Origin of the sequence: Streptacidiphilus alkalitolerans (assembly GCF_042511045.1) — a bacterium.
Lineage (GTDB): Bacteria > Actinomycetota > Actinomycetes > Streptomycetales > Streptomycetaceae > Streptacidiphilus > Streptacidiphilus alkalitolerans.
In genome coordinates, this window is the sequence record NZ_JBHEZX010000022.1 from 48620 (window position 1) to 66461 (window position 17842).

Below are 17842 nucleotides of genomic sequence, written 5' to 3' on the forward strand. Positions count from 1 at the left end.
TTCTCCGGACACGTGGACGCAGACAGGACAGAGAGCGTCGCCACCCGGCGCCCTCAGCGGGCGGGGCGGGCTACGAGTCCGTCTAGTGCGGTCCGGAGCGGTACATGGGACAGAGCCTACGGGGTGTCAGTCGCGGTCCGCCAGGGCTTTCCACCCGAGCAGCGCGGTGACCAGCATCGCCGCACCGGAGCAGGCGAAGCCCGACCGGGCGCCCAGGGTCTCGATCACGGCGGAGACCGCGAAGCCGGTGATCGGCACGGTGCCGGGCAGGGCCATGCCCCACAGGCCCATCACCCGGCCCCGCATCTCCGGCGCGGACCGCAGTTGCACCAGGGTGTTCGCGGTGGCGATGAACCAGATCGAGGTGAAGCCGGCCAGTGCCATCGCCGCGAAGGCCAGCACCAGGAACGGCGAGTAGGCGACCAGCAGCACCGAGCCGCCGGTGGCCAGCGCCAGGGTGCGCACCCTCGGCCCGGTGGGGGCCTGGGTGGCGGCGGCGAACAGGGCGCCGGGCAGCGCGCCGAGGCCGAAGGCGGCCAGCAGCGCGCCGTACCCGCCGCCGCCGAGGTGGAAGGTGCGGGTGGCCAGCACCGGCAGGGCGATGCCCATGGTGAACAGCATCCCGCCGGCCGCGGCCATCGGCAGGCAGGCCCGTACGGTGGGGTTGCCCCAGGCGTAGCGCAGCCCGGAACGGATCGCGCCGCGCTCCCTGGGCGGACGGACGTGCTCCGCGTCGGCCGGGGGGACCAGCCGCCACAGCACGTACAGCGGGGCCAGCAGCGCGACGGCGTTGACCAGGAAGCAGGCGCCGGGGCCGACCGTGGCCAGCAGCGCGCCGCCGATCGCCGGGCCGAGCACCCGGGAGGAGTTCACCACCACCTCCCAGAGGCCGACCGCGCCCGCGAGGCCGTCCTTGCCGACCAGGTCGACGATGAAGACCTGGCGGGCCGGTGAGTCCAGGGAGGTGACCGCGCCGCCGAAGAGGGACATGCCGAGGATGATCCACAGGGTGAGCGAGCCGACCGCGGTCAGCAGGCTCAGCAGCAGGCCGGACAGCATCAGCAGGAACTGGGTGAGCAGCAGGATCCGGCGGCGGTCGTGCCGGTCGACCCGTGCTCCGGCCCAGGGGCCGAGCAGCAGCATCGGTCCCCAGCTGCACACCATCAGCACGCTGAGCCAGAAGGCGTTCCCGGTGTGCTGCAACACCACCCAGGACAGGGCCACCACCTGGGTGGCATTGCCGGATGCGGACACCACCTGGCTGCCGAACCACCAGCGGAAGTCCCGGCGCTGCAGGGTCCCGCCGATCCGGGTGAGCGCGGCACCGATGGTCGCTTCTGCTGTCATGGTCTAGACCTCCCCTGGTCGCTCGCGGACCTTACCGCTGCTGAGCTGCGACGACTAAAAATGTGGCGTAGCTCACGTCCAGCTGTGCAATTTCTGGGGACCCTCTCCCCGTTTAGCTGATTGACTTACGGAAACGGGGACCGAATCCCCGGATCGGTAACCTCGTAGCAACACACCCGTAGCACCAGGGCCACTATGTCGGCCGCCGACACGTCAGCAGAGGAGTGCTCCATGGTCACGCAAGCCGTCACCCGCGGTGCCGCCCCCCGGCTGCGTGCCGACGCCACCCGCAACCGTGAGCGCATCGTCGCCGCGGCGCAGGAGGCATTCATCGAGTTCGGCCCCGACGTCCCGCTGGACGAGATCGCCCGCCGCGCCGGCATCGGCAACGCAACGCTCTACCGGCACTTCCCGGACCGGCGCGAGCTCATCCGCAGCGTCGTTCTCTCCGTTCTCGCCACCATGGCCGACGAGGCCGAGGCGATCATGAACGACGCCCCCGACGCCTTCACGGCGCTGGAAGCCATAGTGCACGGGGCCGTCGAATGGAAGATCGGGGCCCTGTGCCCCATGCTCTCCGACTGGATGGACCTGGCCCAGCCGGACCTCCAGGCCGCACGCGACCGCCTCGACATCGTCGTCACTGGCGTCGTCAACCATGCCCAGGCCGAGGGAACCATGCGTACGGACGTGGGCCCCGGCGACATCATGATCATCGCTTCGCAGATCGCCCGTCCGCTGCCGGGCGCCGCACCCGCGGACCACGGCTACTTCGTCCACCGGCACCTCCAGCTCGTCCTCGACGGGCTGCGGACGCCACAGCGCTCCATCCTCGCCGGACGGCCGGCCACTCTCGATGACCTCCGTGACAGCTGTGTGGCCACGCGCATGCAGCACCACTGACCACACCGGCTCGACCGGAACAACAGCGACAGAGCACCGGCGCGCAACCGAGCGCGTGCCGTACCGAGTTCGACCTTGCCTAGACAGTCATGGGAACAGTCATGTCCAACCTCAGTAAGTCAGACCAGCCCGTTCAACTCGAACCCGACCCGCAGCGCTGGAAGGCGCTCATCTTCATTGCGATCGCCCAGCTGATGGTCGTCCTCGACGCCACTGTGGTGAACATCGCCCTCCCGCACGCCCAGGTGGACCTGCACATCTCGGACGCCAACCGGCAGTGGGTCATCACCGCCTACAGCCTCGCCTTCGGCGGACTGCTCCTCTTCGGTGGACGCATCTCCGACCTCTGGGGCCGTAAGCGCACCTTCATACTCGGTCTGGTCGGCTTCGCCGCAGCCTCCGCCCTCGGCGGCGCGGCCGTCAACGAGGGCATGCTGCTCGGCGCCCGGGCCCTCCAGGGCGTCTTCGGCGCACTGCTCGCCCCCGCCGCGCTGTCGCTGCTCGCGGTCACCTTCACCGAGGCCAAGGAGCGCGCGGCCGCGTTCGGCATCTTCGGCGCCATCGCCGGCGCCGGCGGCGCCGTCGGCCTGATCCTCGGCGGTGTCCTCACCCAGTACGCCAACTGGCGCTGGGCCCTGTTCGTGAACATCTTCTTCGCGATCATCGCCGCCATCGGCGCCGTGCTCTTCATCCACGAGCGCGAGGAAGGCCGCAACCGCGACCGGCTCGACATCCCCGGTGTGCTGCTCGCCACCACCGGCCTGGTCGCCCTGGTCTACGGCTTCACCAAGGCCTCCACCCCCGGCGACGGCTGGGGCGCTCCGATCACCATCGGCATGTTCATCGCCTCCGCCGTGCTGCTCGCCGCCTTCGTCCTGGTCGAGAGCAAGGTCAAGGCGCCGCTGCTGCCGCTCCGAGTGATCCTGAACCGCAACCGCGGTGGCGTCTACCTGTCGCTCGGCCTGGCCATCATCGGGATGTTCGGCCTGTTCCTCTTCCTGACCTACTACCTGCAGCAGGTCAAGGGCTACACCCCGGTCATGACCGGCGTGGCCTTCCTGCCGATGATCGGCGGCATGATCGCCGGTTCCACCCAGATCGGCGCCCGGCTGATGAACCGGGTCCCGGCCCGGCTGCTGATGGGCCCCGGCTTCCTGGTCGCCGCCGTCGGCATGCTGTTCCTGACCCAGCTCAGCGTCGGCAGCTCCTACGCCGCAGTGCTGCTGCCCGGCTTCCTGCTGCTCGGTCTCGGCATGGGTACGGCCTTCATGCCCGCCATGAGCCTGGCCACCTACAAGGTCCAGCCGCGTGACTCGGGTGTCGCCTCGGCGATGATCAACACCTCGCAGCAGATCGGTGGCTCCATCGGCACCGCCCTGCTCAGCACCATCGCGGTCAACGCCACCAGCAGCTACATCAAGTCCCACGGTGCCGGCAACCCGGCGCTGCTCGCCCAGGCCCAGGTGCACGGCTACGTCGCGGCGATCTGGGTGGCGGTCGGCATTCTCGTCATCGCCGCCGGCCTCACCTTCGCCCTGGTCAACGCCGGCCGCGACGCCGTCGCTCCGCCCACCGGCGGTGCCGGCGAGGAGATCGGCGAGGCGTCGATCCCGGTCATCGCCCACTGAGGCAGTGACCCGGCTGTTCCACCTGCCTTACCTGCTCCATCTGCTCCACTGACACCACGTCAGGCAGTACCCGTAACAAGCGGCGGCCCCGTCTCGAACACTGAGGCGGGGCCGCCGTTCTAATTCCATTGCGGGGTTCCCGGGCTGCATGGCTAGATAGTCCATGTGACCGGTCGACAGTCCGGTCCGAGGCAGTGGAGAGGAGGCGGTCACCGTGCGGGTCGAGTTGCAAAACAGGCGTTTCAGCGCCTGTGCCTCCCCCAGGCGACGCCCCTCCACTGCCTACTCCTGTCCCCAACGCTGAAGCAGCGGCAGGACAGTCGAGCAACACCACCACGCCGCACCACCATCACGCCGTGACGGCCGCAGCAGCGGCCCCCCTGGCACGGCGTCCCAGACTTCATCTCATCACTCACCGACCGTGGAGGTCGATCAAGCATGTCGTACACCGAAGTCCCCGGCGTCCGGGTCCCGATCCGGATGTGGACGGACCCGGCCACGGTCGAGGGCCAGGCCATGCAGCAGCTGCGGAACATCTCCTCGCTGCCGTGGATCAGCGGCCTCGCCGTCATGCCGGACGTCCACCTGGGCAAGGGAGCCACGGTCGGCTCCGTCATCGCCATGAAGGGCGCGGTCTGCCCGGCCGCGGTCGGCGTCGACATCGGCTGCGGAATGAGCGCGGTCAAGACCTCACTCACCGCCCGTGACCTGCCCGACAACCTCAGCCGGCTGCGCTCCAGGATCGAAGCGGCCATCCCGGTCGGCCGCGGCGCCCACCCCGAGGCCGTCGACCCCGGCAAGCTGCACGGCTTCCCGACGGCGGGCTGGGACGACTTCTGGTCCCGCTTCGACGGCATCGCGGACGCGGTGAAGTGGCGGCGGGAGCGGGCGCTGTCCCAGATGGGCACGCTCGGCGGCGGAAACCACTTCGTCGAGGTCTGCACCGACACCTCCGGGGCGGTCTGGCTGATGCTGCACTCCGGTTCGCGCAACATCGGCAAGGAACTGGCCGAGCACCACATGGGCATCGCCCAGACACTGCCGCACAACCAGGGCCTGGTCGACCGCGACCTCGCGGTCTTCATCTCGGACACCCCGCAGATGGGCGCCTACCGCCAGGACCTGTTCTGGGCGCAGGAGTACGCCAAGAACAACCGGGCCATCATGATGGCGCTGTTCCAGGACGTGGTCCGCAAGGAGTTCCCCAAGGCGAAGGTCGCCTTCGACCCGGTGATCAGCTGCCACCACAACTACGTCAGCGAGGAGACGTACGAGGGCCAGGAACTGCTGGTGACCCGTAAGGGCGCGATCCGGGCCGGCTCGGGGGAGTTCGGGATCATCCCCGGTTCGATGGGCACCGGCTCGTACATCGTCAAGGGCCTCGGCAACGAGCGGGCGTTCAACTCGGCCTCGCACGGCGCCGGCCGGAAGATGAGCCGTACGGCCGCCAAGAAGAAGTTCGGCGTGCAGGACCTGGAGGAGCAGACCCGGGGCGTGGAGTGCCGCAAGGACTCCGGCGTCGTGGACGAGATCCCGGGCGCCTACAAGCCGATCGAAAAGGTCATGGCCCAGCAGACCGACCTGGTCGAGGTCGTGGCCCAGCTCAAGCAGGTCGTCTGCGTCAAGGGCTGAGGCCCCGTCACCCGGCCCCGGCCGCCCGCCCCGGGGGAGCGGGCGGCCGGGCATCCTCGACGGAGGATCGATGCGGCCCTACCCGTACATCGGCCCACCCGAGCTGCGAGCCCTCATCCGCCCCAGCGGTGAGGGCTTTCGGCTACGGTCGGCCCAGGACCTTGAGCAGTGGGCGGCGCAGGCCGCAGCCGAGAATCTGGCCGAGCCGTTCACCTTCACCGTCGGCCTGGACGGCGTGCTGCGGTTGGCTCCCCGCCGCAGTGAGCATGTGGTGTGCGTCGGGGAGGAACGGCCGCGAAGGCGGCGTCGGCTTGGCGCGTTCGCCGGGTGTGGTTCGGTTCTCGAAGGGTGGCGGCATGTCGGAGGAAGTCCTGTGGGAGCGTGACCTGCACCAGCGTGGTTCCGGATCGGAACTCGCGGTCGGCGACGACTGTGTTGTCGTACACGAGCGCTGGACCCGACTCGTCTGCCTGGACCGCTGGGACGGCACGGTTCGCTGGGACGTCCCCTTCGGCCTGTGGCCCCGGGCCGTCGCGGTGGCCGGTGACCGCTGCTTCGGTATCGCCCAGAACATCGACGCGCTCACCTGCTGGGACCTGCGCACCGGGACCGTTCTGTGGACCGTCCCCCTGCCGCGCTTCACCGGCTACATCACCGCCACTGCTGACACCGTGCTCATCGGTGGTTGGCGTGGATACACCGACCTGACGGCCCTCGATTCGGCCACCGGACACATCCGCTGGAGCGCCTCCGGCCGCGCCGCCACTGTTCCCCCCGTCGCTAGCGGCAATACGGTGCTGATCGGCGCGCCGGACGGCGAGGAGGTGCGACTGCTCGACGTCCACGACGGCCACGAACTCGGCCGCTGGGTCTTGCCCGAGGCGCTTCGGTCGACGGACTGCCAGCGGATCTTCGCCCCCGGTGGCTCCGACCGGCTCCTCATTCACTGCGGTCGGCGAACCGTCGTCGAACTACGGCCCGCAACCGGCGAACTCCGCACGCTGCTCCGGCACGACAGTGACCAGACCTGGTTCCAGGCCCGGTACGTCGGTGGACTGCTGTGGCTTGGCGACAAGCAGGGCTGTGCGGCGTACGACCCCGCTGATGGGTCGCTGCGCCGGCGGGTCGACATCGGACAGCGATTCGCCCCAGGCGTCGTTCCCATCGGGACGGGATTCCTCCTGGGCGGCGACCAGGGCACCCTGCTGCGTCTGGACTCGGCCGGCCATATCGTCCGTCGTACGACAGTGAGCCGCCGCATCTCGGCGTTGCACGCGGCAGGACCGGCTGACGATCCCGACGTCGTACTGGTCGTGACCCGGGGCACCCTGATCGCCATCAGGATCCGGGCAAGCCACGAGGCAGTCGATCAGTTTGCCGTTTAGGGTCTGTCGCCCTCCTGCTCCCAGATCTCCGTCAGCGACAGGTCCACCAGGGGCCTGACCGGTCCGTCCGTGCACAACAGCGCGTCGCCCCGGGCGGTGAGGCAGGAACATGCGAAGGCCGCCGCTGCGTCCGGCGAACCCCCGTGTGGGTGACAGCGCCGAAGCTCTGACCCGCCTGGGGCTCAGCACCGTATCGCTCTGGTGGATCATCGTGGGGAGGGGCTATGCTCGCCGCGATGATGATTCAATCTGCCAGCAGAATGGGGGTCCCATCCGCGCAAGGTGAGTGCTGATGCTCACTCAGATCGCGAATCGGGATTCCCGTATTTCCTTGTGGCTGCGCGTGCGTGAGTTCGCCGTGCCGGCCTCCATGATTGAGACCGCGACTGCCCGGCGTTGTGCTGGGGACTGGGGCGGGGCGTGTGCTGCCGCAGGGGTTGATGTCGATCTCAACCTGCGTTCCGTGGCGCGTATCCATGGGCGGGAGCTTGCGGCCAGGGTCCGGGCGGATCTTCGTCTGCTGGCCCCTGACCTGCTGCGTTGGTTTATGCCGAGGATCGCTCCTGACGGGCTGTTGCGACCGGGACTGACCATCACGCTGGCGCGGTACGACCCTGCGGGGCGTGACGGCGCCGGCCCGGTGCACCTGGTGGCGCGGACGCCGCCCGCCTGGGCGGATGCCGGTCAGCGGATCAGCCTTGCGCTGTGGGACGGATCCCACGGGGAGGCGGCCACCCGTTGGCATCCGCACCCCCATCCGCACCGGCGGTTCCGCCTTGACCTGCACCGTCACCTGTGGGATGCCTCCAGGTCGGGCGAGCTGCGTGTTCGATCCGGGGCCGATCGGGGGCTCGGCGAAGGCCGTTCGGATCCATGGCTGGGAACGGTGCTGCCGGAGTGCGGCTGCGCCGTTGACCGGTGGGCGGCCGAGGCGGGGATTCTGCTTCACGCCGAGGGGCGGCCTGTCGGCAGCGTCGCCGTGCGGATCAGGGCCCGGCATCGGCTGATCCTGGACCTGGCGGCTGAGGCTGACGAGAGCGGGAACGGTATCGGTATCGGGCCGCCCGTTCTGCGGATCGCGGCGGCGTCCGTTGATACGGCTGGCGGTCCCTGCGGGCTGCCGGTGCTGCCCGACGCGGCGACCTGGGTGCTGCCCGACCTGGAACTGCTCCGCACCGGCGCGATCGGGGTCGAACAGCTGCACCCGCTGGTCGCCGCGGCGCTGGTACCGGACCTGCCGCCCGGCGATCCGTCCCGGATCCTCGGCCGGGCCGGACAGCCGCGCCTTGTCGAGTGCCGGGGGGATCTGCACCGGATCGGGCTGGTGGACGGGCAGTTGGCGCCGTTGGACCACGACCCGGACGAGATCCGCCGCGAGGAACTACTGGCCGCGCTGACCGGTACTCCGCTGCCCTGCCTGCAGGCCATCGATCTGGCGCACCGCCGTCCGGACTGCCTCACCGGCGTTCGTGAACGGCTGGACCACGGCGACACGGCCGGTGCGCTGGCCGTCGTCGAGGGCCTGCTCGGTCCCGAGGCGCTGCTGCGCAGCGGCGAGCTGCTGGACGAACTGGAGACGGCCGCGCTGCGGCGGATCAGCTACGGACTGTTCCGGGCCGGACTGGCCGGTCAGGGACCCCGCCGCGTTCCGCCGGGTCCGCGTCATCTCCATCACCACCGCACTCACCCGCATCACACGATCTCACCCTGAGCCACCGGGTCGGGGCCTTCGTCCCATGCCCGCCCGCCGGTCTCCCGTCTCCTGCTTGACCCATCACGAATCCAAAGGTGATCACTCATGCCCGTATGCACCCCATCCAATGAATCTCCTGCTCAACTCGACGTCGCCGGCGAGCTGTTGGCACTGTTGCGGGACGTCGGCACCGAACCGCGGCCCGACGTCCAACTGGAGGCCCTGACGCTGGCGGTGGCCGCCGACCTTCCCGTGCTGCTCTGGGGGGAGCCGGGGATCGGCAAGACCGCGGCCCTGACCCAGCTCGCCGCAGCCCTGGACCTTCCGCTGACCACGGTGATCGCCAGCGTGCACGAGCCGTCCGACTTCTCGGGGCTGCCCGTCGTCGGCGACGATCCCGCCGAGCAGGGCGTCCCGATGGCCCCGCCGGACTGGGCGGTGCGACTGGTGCGGGCCGGGCGAGGCCTGCTGTTCCTGGACGAGTTGTCCACCGCGCCGCCGGCCGTCCAGGCCGCGCTGCTCCGGCTGGTGCTCGAACGGAGGATCGGCGCCCTGCAACTGCCGCCCGGGGTAAGGATCGTGGCTGCCGCGAACCCGCGTTCCTCGGCGGCCGACGGCTGGGAGCTGAGCCCGCCGCTGGCAAACCGGTTCGTCCATCTCCAGTGGACCCACGACCATGAGGTCGTGGTGCGCGGCCTCGGTGGCACCTGGCCGCGAGCCACCCTGCCCCAGCTCGACCCGCAGCGGCTGCCGGACGCGGTGGCCTTCGCCCGCCGTGCGGTCTGCGGGCTGCTGGCCGCCCGTCCCGCGCTGGTGCACCGCCTGCCCAGCACCGAGACGCGGCGTGGCGGGCCCTGGCCGTCACCGCGCAGTTGGGAGATGAGCCTGTGCCTGATCGCTTTCGCGACCGCGGCCGGCTCCTCCCGGGACGTGCTCTCGTTGCTGGTCAGGGGCACGGTGGGGGACGGTCCTGGGCTGGAGCTGCTGGCGAGCCTGGACCGGATGGACCTCCCGGACCCGGAGGCGCTGCTCGCCGACCCGGCGGGCGCGGTCCTGCCCGAGCGCGGGGATCTGCGCCAGGCCGTGCTGGACGGTGTGGTGGCCGCAGTCCGCAGCCGACCGGAGAAGTGCCGCTGGGACGCGGCATGGACGCTGCTGGTCCGGGCGATGGAGACCGGTGCCCCGGACCTGGTGGTCGTCCCCGCGACCACCCTCGCCTCGCTGCGCCGACAGGACTGGGAGGTTCCGGCCTCGATCGAGCGGCTGGCCGGGGTGGTGACGCTGTCCCAGCGGGCAGACCGCTCGGTGGCCCGCGCGGGGGCCGGGGCCGGGGCCACCGTAAAGGCGGGCCGATGAGCGCGGGCGTACCGGACGCACCGGGGACACCGCCGGTACCGGGCACACCGGTTGCGTCGTCGGCGTTGGACCTCGACAAGCTCTTCGCCGCCAGGCTGCATGCCGCCCGGGTCCGTCCCTACCTGGCGACCGCGCTGTTCGCCCTGCACACCGTGGAGTCGCGGCGGGTGCCGACGATGGCCGTCGACCGGTACTGGCGCTGTTATGTCTCGCCCGCGTTCGTGGACCGCACACCGGAGGAGGAACTGGCCGCGGTGTGGGTGCACGAGGTGTCGCACCTGCTGCGCGACCACCACGGGCGCAGCGACCGGTTCGCGCGGGAGCACGGGTTGACCGGCCCGGCGGAACGGCTGCGGATGAACATCGCCGCGGACTGCGAGATCAATGACGATGTGTTCGGCGAAGGGCTGGTCCAGCCCGAAGGCGCGGTCCTACCAAGGCTGTTGGGGCTTCGCGACGGGGAGCTGATGGAGGACTACCTGCGGCAGTTCCGGCTCGGCCCCTACACCCAGAGCATGGCCTGGCTGGACTGCGGCAGTGGCGCCGACGGGCTGGACCGCGACTGGGAACTGGGGCCGAACGGCGCGCACGGCCTGAGCGAGCAGGAGCGGGACGCGGTGCGGTTCCGGGTGGCGCAGGGCATCACCGGCCGCCCGGGAAGGGTCCCGAAGGGATGGCAGCGGTGGGCGGAGGAGGCGTTCCACCCGCCGCAGCCGTGGCGGGAACTGCTGGGCGCGGCGGTCCGCTCGGCCGTGTCCGGTCCCGGGGTGGGCGAGGACTACACCTACGGCCGACCGTCACGGCGTTCGGCCGGGATGCCCCGCGTCATCCTGCCGAGCCTGCGGCGCAAGCCGCCCCGGGTGTCCGTGGTCATCGACACCTCCGGCTCGGTGAGTGACGCCGAACTGGGCAGCGCGCTGCTGGAGGTCGCGGCGATTGCCCGGGCTGTGGGCGGACGTCGGGATCTGATCACCGTGCTGCCGTGCGACGCGGTGGCCCAGGGCGTGCACCCGCTGTGCCGCGCCGAGGGAATTCCGCTGGTGGGCGGCGGGGGTACGGATCTGCGGACGGGCTTCGCCAAGGCGCTCCGGGCGCAGCCGCGGCCCGACGTCATCGTGGTGCTGACGGATGGTCAGACGCGCTGGCCGGACGCGCGCCCACCGTGCCGGACGGTGGTGGGACTGTTCGACCGGCGGCAGAAGGGCCAGTCCTGGGACGAGGACGATCCCCACTATGTGCCGGACTCGCCGCCCGAGTGGGCCCGCGTGGTCACCATCGGCGCGCCGACCGCATCTCGCTGACCGGCGCCGACCGCTCGCCGACCGCCTGCCGCCGACCGCATCCCGCCAACCGCCGCTCGCCTGCCGCCTGCCGAACGATCGGGCCGCCCGCTGAGCGGCGGCAGCTCCGCACCGCGGCGAGTCGCTCACTACGTCGTGCGACCGCCCGCGCTCCAGCGGCCGAGGACGGGTTCGCCCAGGCGGCGGGCGGCCCAGCACAGGGTCTGGTCGCGGTCGGCGAACAGCAGGTCGCGGGAGGAGTAGTGGCCCAGGTCCGCGGAGATGCTCGCGGACAGGTCGCAGGAGGAGCGGCTCCCCGGGCTCCCCGGGCTCTCCGGGCTCTCCGGACAGGCCCGGGTCGCCCCGTCCCAGTCCACGGCGGTGCGGGAGAGGGCCTCGAACATGGTCTCGCCACCGGAGTTGGTGAAGCCGCCCCCGGGGGCCGTGCTCAACTCCGGCAGGCTGCCGAAGAGTTCGGACGCCGGCAGCCAGCCGCCGTCGAGCTGGAACTCCGGCCAGGCGAGCACCACGTGGTCGGGCACCAGGAACCGCAGCCGGGGGAAGCGCGGATACCAGAAGGCGCCGTCCACCAGCAGGCCCCGTACCCGGGTCGGCACGCCCGAGGCCCGGGCCACCGCTTCCAGTACCGCCAGGCGCTGGCTGCAGGAGCCGCGCCCGCGCCGCAGGGTCTCCGACACCGGCCGCCGGTCGTCGAGCGAGTACACCGGCCGGATCTCCGCCACGATGGTCTGGTGGGCGGCCTGCAGCAGTGCGAGCGGTCCGGGCCCGGCGGCGGCCGGCTCATGGGCGCGCACCTGCTCCAGCAGGTGGCGGACCCGCGGGTGCTGCCAGTCCAGGATGCCCGTGGGCGCGGTCCCGCCCGGCACCGGACGGACGGCGCCCGCCACGGCCTTCGCCTCCGCCTTCGCCCCCGCCGCTGCCGCTGTCGGGGCGCGGTGGGCACGGGGGCGCCTCTGTTGCAGCAGTGAACTGGTCATGGTCACCAGTCTGCGGGATCGGGATACGGACAAGCGGCCGGCGACAGCACATTGACCAGTGGTCAATACCAGTTCCCGCCGGCTAGCTCGAAGGACCGGCGAAGAAGGGGTCGGTCGGCAGGGTGGACGGGCCGGCCGCCGGGGCGGCCGTGGACCACTCGCCGGACAGCACCCGCCCCCCGCGGCGGTCCTTGGACAGCGACAGCCGCGACACGATCCGGTAGCGGTCGCCGCGGTAGAGCGAGTGGGCGAACTCCACCACCCGGCCCGCCTCGTCCTCGGTCACCCGCTCGAACAGCAGCGCGGGGAAGTGCACCGGGACGTCCAGCAGCGCGGCCTCGTCCTCGTCGGTGACGGTGGGCTCGATGGTCTGCACCGCCTCGCTGACGCCGACTCCGTACCGGCTCTCCAGCAGGTCGTAGAAGGAGTGCTGCTCCAGGTCGGCCGCGGTCAGGCCGGGGACCAGGCCCTCGGGCAGGAACAGGGTGTCGACCGACATCCGCAGCTGGTCCACCAGCCGCAGCCTGGTGATCCGCAGCACCGGCGCGGCGGGGGAGAGCCGCAGCCTGCGGCCGACCCTGGCTCCCGCGCTGATGGTCCTGAAGTCGACGGTGCGGCTGGACCAGGTGCCGTCGACCCCGGCCACGGTGTGCCGGGAGGGGGCGGTCTGGGCCAGGTCCTGGGCGATCTTGGGCTGGGCGACGAACATGCCCTGGCCGTGCCGCCGCACCAGCAGGCCGTCCCTGACCAGGTCGTCGACCGCCCCGCGCAGGGTGGGACGGGACACGCCCAGCTCGGCGCAGAGCCTGCGTTCGGACGGGATGGCCTGGCCGAAGTCCAGGGTCTCGACGAGGTCGAGCAGGTACTCGCGGATGCGTTCCCGCTTCGAGAAGGCTGCTTGACGTTCGTCGTTCACCTGACGGCTCCTTGGTTGTCCGGACGTCGCCCATGCTGCACCAGTGGGAAACCACTGGTCAAGGTCTGGTGCAACTGGTCAATAAACTGGTAAACATCTTCTCGGTCGGCCGGCCTCCCTCTGCAGTCTCCCGCAGCCCTTTGCAGCCGCTGCAGCATCCTCCCCTGTGAAAGAGGTCCCTCGTGAGAAGAGCTCTGTCCGCAGCGACCCTGGTCACCGCCCTGTGCCTGCTCTCCGGCGGCTGTACGTCGGTGAACGACGACGCCCCGAAGGCGGGCGCCGGCAGCGCCGACACCACCCCGGTCACCATCACCTTCTGGCATGCGTTCACCGACGACCGCGAGGTCAGCGCAGTGAACGCGGTGCTGGCCCAGTTCCACGCCAAGTACCCCTACATCACCGTCAAGAGCGTCAAGGGCCAGACCGACGACAAGATCAACCAGGCGATCCGCGGCGGCACCGCCCCCGATGTCGCGGCCTCCTTCAACGCGGCGAACGTCGGCGGCTGGTGCTCCTCGGGCGCGTTCCAGGACCTGACCCCGGACCTGACCGCCGACCATGTCGACCTGAGCCGGATACCGAAGGCGGTGCAGGCGTACACCGCCTTCGGCGGCAAGCGCTGCACCATGCCGTGGCTGGCCGACACCTTCGGGCTCTACTACAACAGGAAGCTGTTCACGGCGGCCGGGATCAGCGCCCCGCCGAAGACCATGACCGAGCTCGCCGCCGACGCCGTCAAGCTGACCACGTACAACACCGACGGCTCGATCAGGACGGCCGGCTTCATGCCCTGGTTCGGCGGCTACGAGATGCTCACCGAGCACCTGGTGCCCAGCTGGGGCGGTAAGTGGCTGAAGCCGGACGGCAGTTCCGACACCGCCACCGATCCCGCCTTCGCCCAGGCGCTGACCTGGCAGAAGAACCTGGTGGACGCGATGGGCGCGGACAAGCTGAGGAAGTTCACGGCCGGGATGGCACCGGAGCAGTCCGCGCAGATGGCCTTTGAGAACGGCACCCTGGCGATGATGGTGGACGGCGAGTGGCGCACCGCCTTCATCAAGGGCGACAAGTCGACGGTGGACTACGGGACCGCGCCGATGCCGGTCGCCGACAACAAGCCCGAGCTGTACGGATCGGGCTTCGTCGGCGGCAATGTGATGGGCATCCCGCGCGGCAGCAAGCACCCGGACGCCGCCTGGAAGCTGGTGGAGTTCCTCACCACCGACACCACCGCCGTGGTCACCCTGGCCGACGCGGTCGGCAACGTCCCCACCACGCTGCCGGCGCTGCACTCGCCCGAGCTGCAACTGTCCAAGGACCCGAAGTTCGCCCCGTTCCTCGAGGTCTTCGGCAACCCGCTCACCTCCAGCGCCCCCGCCTCCGCCGACGGCGGCGCGTACCTCACCAACTTCGGCCCGTTCGCCCAGAAGTGGCAGGACGGCAAGGTCCCGGACCTGCAGGCGGGTCTGGCCGCGATCGACCAGCAGAACGACGCCACGCTCAAGCTCGGCCAGTGACCCGGAGCGCCGCGATGACCCCCGCGTCCCCCGCGCCCACACCCCCCGCCCGCACAGCCCCCGCCCCCACATCCCCCGCGCTGCGGGCCAAGCGGCGGCGGCACCGGCTCCGGGTGCTGCTGTTCCTGTCGCCCTGGCTGGTCGGCTTCGCCGTCTTCCTGCTCTATCCGCTGGGCACCACGGTCTACCTGTCCTTCACCAACTCCAACATGATCTCCCCGGCCCAGTGGGTCGGCTTGCGCAACTACCGCTTCATGTTCGGCGAGGACCCGTTCGTCTGGCAGTCGATCCGCAACACCGGCTGGCTGGTGGTGATCATGGTTCCGGCGCAGGTGCTGTTCGCGCTCGGGGTGGCCATGCTGACGGCCCGTCTGAAGTCCGGCGCGGGGGTCTTCCGTACCCTGTTCTACCTGCCCGCGCTGGCTCCGCCGGTGGCCGCGACGGTGGCCTTCGTCTGTATGTTCAACCCGGCGACCGGTCCGGTGAACCAGGTCCTGCGGCTGCTCGGCATCGACGGACCGCTGTGGTTCAACGCCGACGCCTGGTCGAAGCCCGCGCTCACCCTGCTGGCGCTGTGGGGCAGCGGCAGCGCCATGGTGATCTTCCTGGCCGCCCTGCTGGACGTCCCGGCCGAGCTGTACGAGGCCGCCGCGCTGGACGGGGCCAACCCCTGGCAGCGGTTCCGCTGGGTCACCCTGCCGACCATCTCCCCGGTGCTGATGTTCTCCATGGTCACCGGGGTGATCGCGGCGCTGCAGTACTTCACCCAGGCGATGGTCGCCGCGCAGACCGCCGGAGGCACCCGCAACGAGGTGTCCTTCGGCTACCCGGGCGGCAGTTCGCTCACCTTCTCGCAGTGGATCTACGCCACCGGGTTCACCCAGTTCCACATGGGCTACGCCTGCGCCCTCGCGGTGGTCCTGTTCGCGGTGTCCATGCTGTTCACGGTGCTGCTGCTGCGCCGTGCGTCCGGTTTCACCCCGCAGGAGGCAGCCGCATGACCGTACTCTCCCCGACCGGCGGGCTCCGGGCCCGCCGCCGGCCGTCCGGGCCGGTCTCCGCGCACCGGGCCGCCGTGGACCGGGCCCGCCGCCGCAGGCTGCTGATCTGGGTCGCCGACCACACGCTGGCGCTGGCGCTGGTGGCCGCCTTCGCCGGGCCGCTGCTGTTCATCCTGCTGACCTCGCTGATGACGGACCAGCAGTCGATGTCCTCGCAGCTCTGGCCGCAGCACTGGCAGTGGTCCAACTACGCCGAGGTGTTCCGCCGCGCGCCCATGCTGACCTGGATCGCCAACACCGTGGTCTACGCGGTCGCGGCGACCCTGGCCATGCTGCTGTCCAGCGTCCCGGTCGCGTACGCGCTGGCCCGGTTCCGGTTCAGGGGGCGCAACGCCGCCTTCCTCGCGGTGGTCACCATGATGATGCTGCCGCCGCAGGTGCTGGTCATCCCGATGTACATCATGTGGGCCAGGCTCGGCCTGACCGGCAGCATCTGGCCGCTGGTCATCCCGTCCCTGTTCGGGGACGCCTTCTCCATCTTCCTGCTGCGCCAGTTCCTGCTCACCATTCCCGAGGAGTACCTGGACGCGGCCCGGATGGACGGCTGCGGCGAGGTCCGGGTGCTGTTCCGGGTGGTGCTGCCGATGATGCGCCCGGCCATCGCCGCGGTGGCGCTGTTCCAGTTCTTCTCGGCCTGGAACGACTACTACGGCCCGCTGATCTACACCGGGGAGACGCCCGCCCACTGGACCCTCGCGGTCGGCCTGGCCAGCTTCAAATCGGCCCAGGCGGTGGAGTGGAACCTCACCATGGCCGCCACCGTGGTGGCGATGGCCCCGGTGATCATCGTCTTCTTCTTCGCGCAGAAAGCCTTCATCGAGGGCGTCACACTGACAGGAGTCAAAGGTTGAAGCTCGTTGTCGTCGGTGGCGGATCCACCTACACCCCGGAACTCGCCGACGGGTTCGCCCGGCTCCGGGACACCCTGCCGGTGGACGAGCTGGTGCTGGTCGATCCGGACCAGGAGCGCCTCGACCTGGTCGGCGGTGTGGCCGCCCGGATCTTCGCCAGGCAGGGGCACCCGGGCACTGTCAGCACCGGCACCGATCTGGACGCTCATCTTGACGGTGCGTCAGCAGTGCTGCTGCAGCTGCGGATCGGCGGCCAGGCGGCCCGTCACACCGATGAGACCGTGCCGCTGGGCTGCGGCTGCATCGGCCAGGAGACCACCGGGGCGGGCGGTCTGGCCAAGGCGCTGCGCACCGTCCCGACCGTGCTGGACATCGCCGAGCGGATCGCCGAACGGGCCCCCGACGCCTGGATCGTCGACTTCACCAACCCGGTCGGCATCGTCACCCGGGCGCTGCTCGACGCGGGCCACCGGGCGGTCGGGCTCTGCAATGTCGCCAAGGGCTTCCAGCACACCTTCGGCGAGTGGTTCGGCGTCGATCCGGAGCGGGTGGAGCTGGACCACATCGGCCTGAACCACCTCACCTGGGAGCGCGGGGTGCGGATCGGCGGGGTGGACATGATGCCCAGGATCCTGGACGAGTACGGCGAGGCGCTGGCCGCGCGGGTCAGGATCCCGTTGGAGCTGATGCGCAGGCACGGCGTCGTGCCCTCCTACTACCTGCGCTTCTACTACGCCCATGACGCGGTGCTGGCCGAGCAGTTGGCCGAGGGGTCGCGGGCCGAGCAGGTCGCGGAGATCGAGCGGCAACTGTTCGGCCTCTACGCCGACCCGGCCCTGGACACCAAGCCCGCGCTGCTGGAGCGGCGCGGTGGCGCGTACTACTCGGAGGCGGCGATCTCGCTGGTGGCCGGACTGCTCGGGGACACCGGGGAGGCCGAGGGGGAGGTCCAGGTGGCCAATGTCCGCAACCACGGCACCATGCCGTTCCTCGCCGACGACGCGGTGATCGAGGTGCCCTGCCGGATCGGCGCGGACGGGGCGGTGCCGCTGCCGGTGGCACCGGTGGACCCGTTGCAGGCCGGGCTGATCGCGCATGTCAGCGCCTACGAGGAACTGGCGGTCCGGGCGGCGCTGCACGGCGGCCTGGGCCGGGTCGAGGACGCGCTGCTGGCGCACCCGCTGATCGGGCAGACCGATACGGCGCGGCGGTTGGCCGCCGAACTGGTCGCGGTGAACCGGGACTTCCTGCCCTGGGCGCGGAAATGAGCCTGGA

General features: G+C 70.7%; 14 protein-coding genes. 11 read left to right on the top strand and 3 right to left on the bottom strand.

Features of this window, described 5'->3' with window-relative positions:
- Positions 1-126 precede the first annotated feature (126 nt).
- On the bottom strand, positions 127-1347 hold the full coding sequence (locus ACEZDG_RS33570; RefSeq protein ID WP_380517371.1) for an MFS transporter: 1221 nt from the start codon (positions 1345-1347) through the stop codon (positions 127-129).
- A gap of 231 nt (positions 1348-1578) precedes the next feature.
- Here ACEZDG_RS33570 and ACEZDG_RS33575 point away from each other — a divergent pair, with 231 nt between their 5' ends.
- The 7 genes from ACEZDG_RS33575 to ACEZDG_RS33605 all read left to right on the top strand — a co-directional run bounded on the left by ACEZDG_RS33575 (position 1579) and on the right by ACEZDG_RS33605 (position 11245).
- Complete coding sequence (locus ACEZDG_RS33575) at positions 1579-2250, top strand: TetR/AcrR family transcriptional regulator (protein ID WP_380517373.1); 672 nt, start codon at positions 1579-1581, stop codon at positions 2248-2250.
- Positions 2251-2339: 89 nt separating this feature from the next.
- Complete coding sequence (locus ACEZDG_RS33580) at positions 2340-3878, top strand: MFS transporter (protein ID WP_380517376.1); 1539 nt, start codon at positions 2340-2342, stop codon at positions 3876-3878.
- A 438-nt stretch (positions 3879-4316) separates the two neighbouring features.
- Positions 4317-5510: an RtcB family protein gene (locus tag ACEZDG_RS33585; RefSeq protein ID WP_380517379.1), complete on the top strand. Its 1194-nt coding sequence runs from the start codon at positions 4317-4319 to the stop codon at positions 5508-5510.
- A gap of 311 nt (positions 5511-5821) precedes the next feature.
- Entirely contained in the window at positions 5822-6895 is a 1074-nt protein-coding gene (locus ACEZDG_RS33590) for an outer membrane protein assembly factor BamB family protein (RefSeq protein WP_380517382.1), read from the top strand.
- Positions 6896-7187: 292 nt separating this feature from the next.
- On the top strand, positions 7188-8606 hold the full coding sequence (locus ACEZDG_RS33595) for a hypothetical protein (protein WP_380517385.1): 1419 nt from the start codon (positions 7188-7190) through the stop codon (positions 8604-8606).
- A gap of 87 nt (positions 8607-8693) precedes the next feature.
- Complete coding sequence (locus ACEZDG_RS33600; RefSeq protein ID WP_380517388.1) at positions 8694-9944, top strand: AAA family ATPase; 1251 nt, start codon at positions 8694-8696, stop codon at positions 9942-9944.
- The gene (locus tag ACEZDG_RS33605; protein WP_380517391.1) at positions 9941-11245 is read left to right on the top strand and encodes a vWA domain-containing protein; all 1305 of its coding nucleotides are present in this window, start codon (positions 9941-9943) and stop codon (positions 11243-11245) included. The genes ACEZDG_RS33600 and ACEZDG_RS33605 overlap by 4 nt, the downstream gene beginning before the upstream one ends.
- A 128-nt stretch (positions 11246-11373) precedes the next feature.
- On the opposite strand, the gene ACEZDG_RS33610 is transcribed toward ACEZDG_RS33605, so the two are convergent.
- Positions 11374-12222 (bottom strand): transglutaminase domain-containing protein, encoded by an 849-nt coding sequence (locus tag ACEZDG_RS33610; RefSeq protein WP_380517393.1) that lies wholly within the window; start codon positions 12220-12222, stop codon positions 11374-11376.
- Positions 12223-12304: 82 nt separating this feature from the next.
- Positions 12305-13138: a GntR family transcriptional regulator gene (locus ACEZDG_RS33615; protein WP_380517396.1), complete on the bottom strand. Its 834-nt coding sequence runs from the start codon at positions 13136-13138 to the stop codon at positions 12305-12307.
- 182 nt (positions 13139-13320) lie between these two features.
- Between ACEZDG_RS33615 and ACEZDG_RS33620 the strand changes: the two genes are divergently transcribed.
- Genes ACEZDG_RS33620 through ACEZDG_RS33635 form a run of 4 tightly spaced genes read left to right on the top strand, consistent with a single transcriptional unit; the run spans position 13321 to position 17835 of the window.
- On the top strand, positions 13321-14655 hold the full coding sequence (locus ACEZDG_RS33620) for an ABC transporter substrate-binding protein (RefSeq protein ID WP_380517399.1): 1335 nt from the start codon (positions 13321-13323) through the stop codon (positions 14653-14655).
- A gap of 14 nt (positions 14656-14669) precedes the next feature.
- The gene (locus tag ACEZDG_RS33625; RefSeq protein WP_380517401.1) at positions 14670-15656 is read left to right on the top strand and encodes a carbohydrate ABC transporter permease; all 987 of its coding nucleotides are present in this window, start codon (positions 14670-14672) and stop codon (positions 15654-15656) included.
- Positions 15653-16567, top strand: a complete 915-nt coding sequence (locus ACEZDG_RS33630; RefSeq protein ID WP_380517404.1) for a carbohydrate ABC transporter permease — start codon at positions 15653-15655, stop codon at positions 16565-16567. The genes ACEZDG_RS33625 and ACEZDG_RS33630 overlap by 4 nt, the downstream gene beginning before the upstream one ends.
- Positions 16564-17835 (top strand): 6-phospho-beta-glucosidase, encoded by a 1272-nt coding sequence (locus tag ACEZDG_RS33635; RefSeq protein ID WP_380517407.1) that lies wholly within the window; start codon positions 16564-16566, stop codon positions 17833-17835. The genes ACEZDG_RS33630 and ACEZDG_RS33635 overlap by 4 nt, the downstream gene beginning before the upstream one ends.
- Positions 17836-17842: the final 7 nt, after the last annotated feature.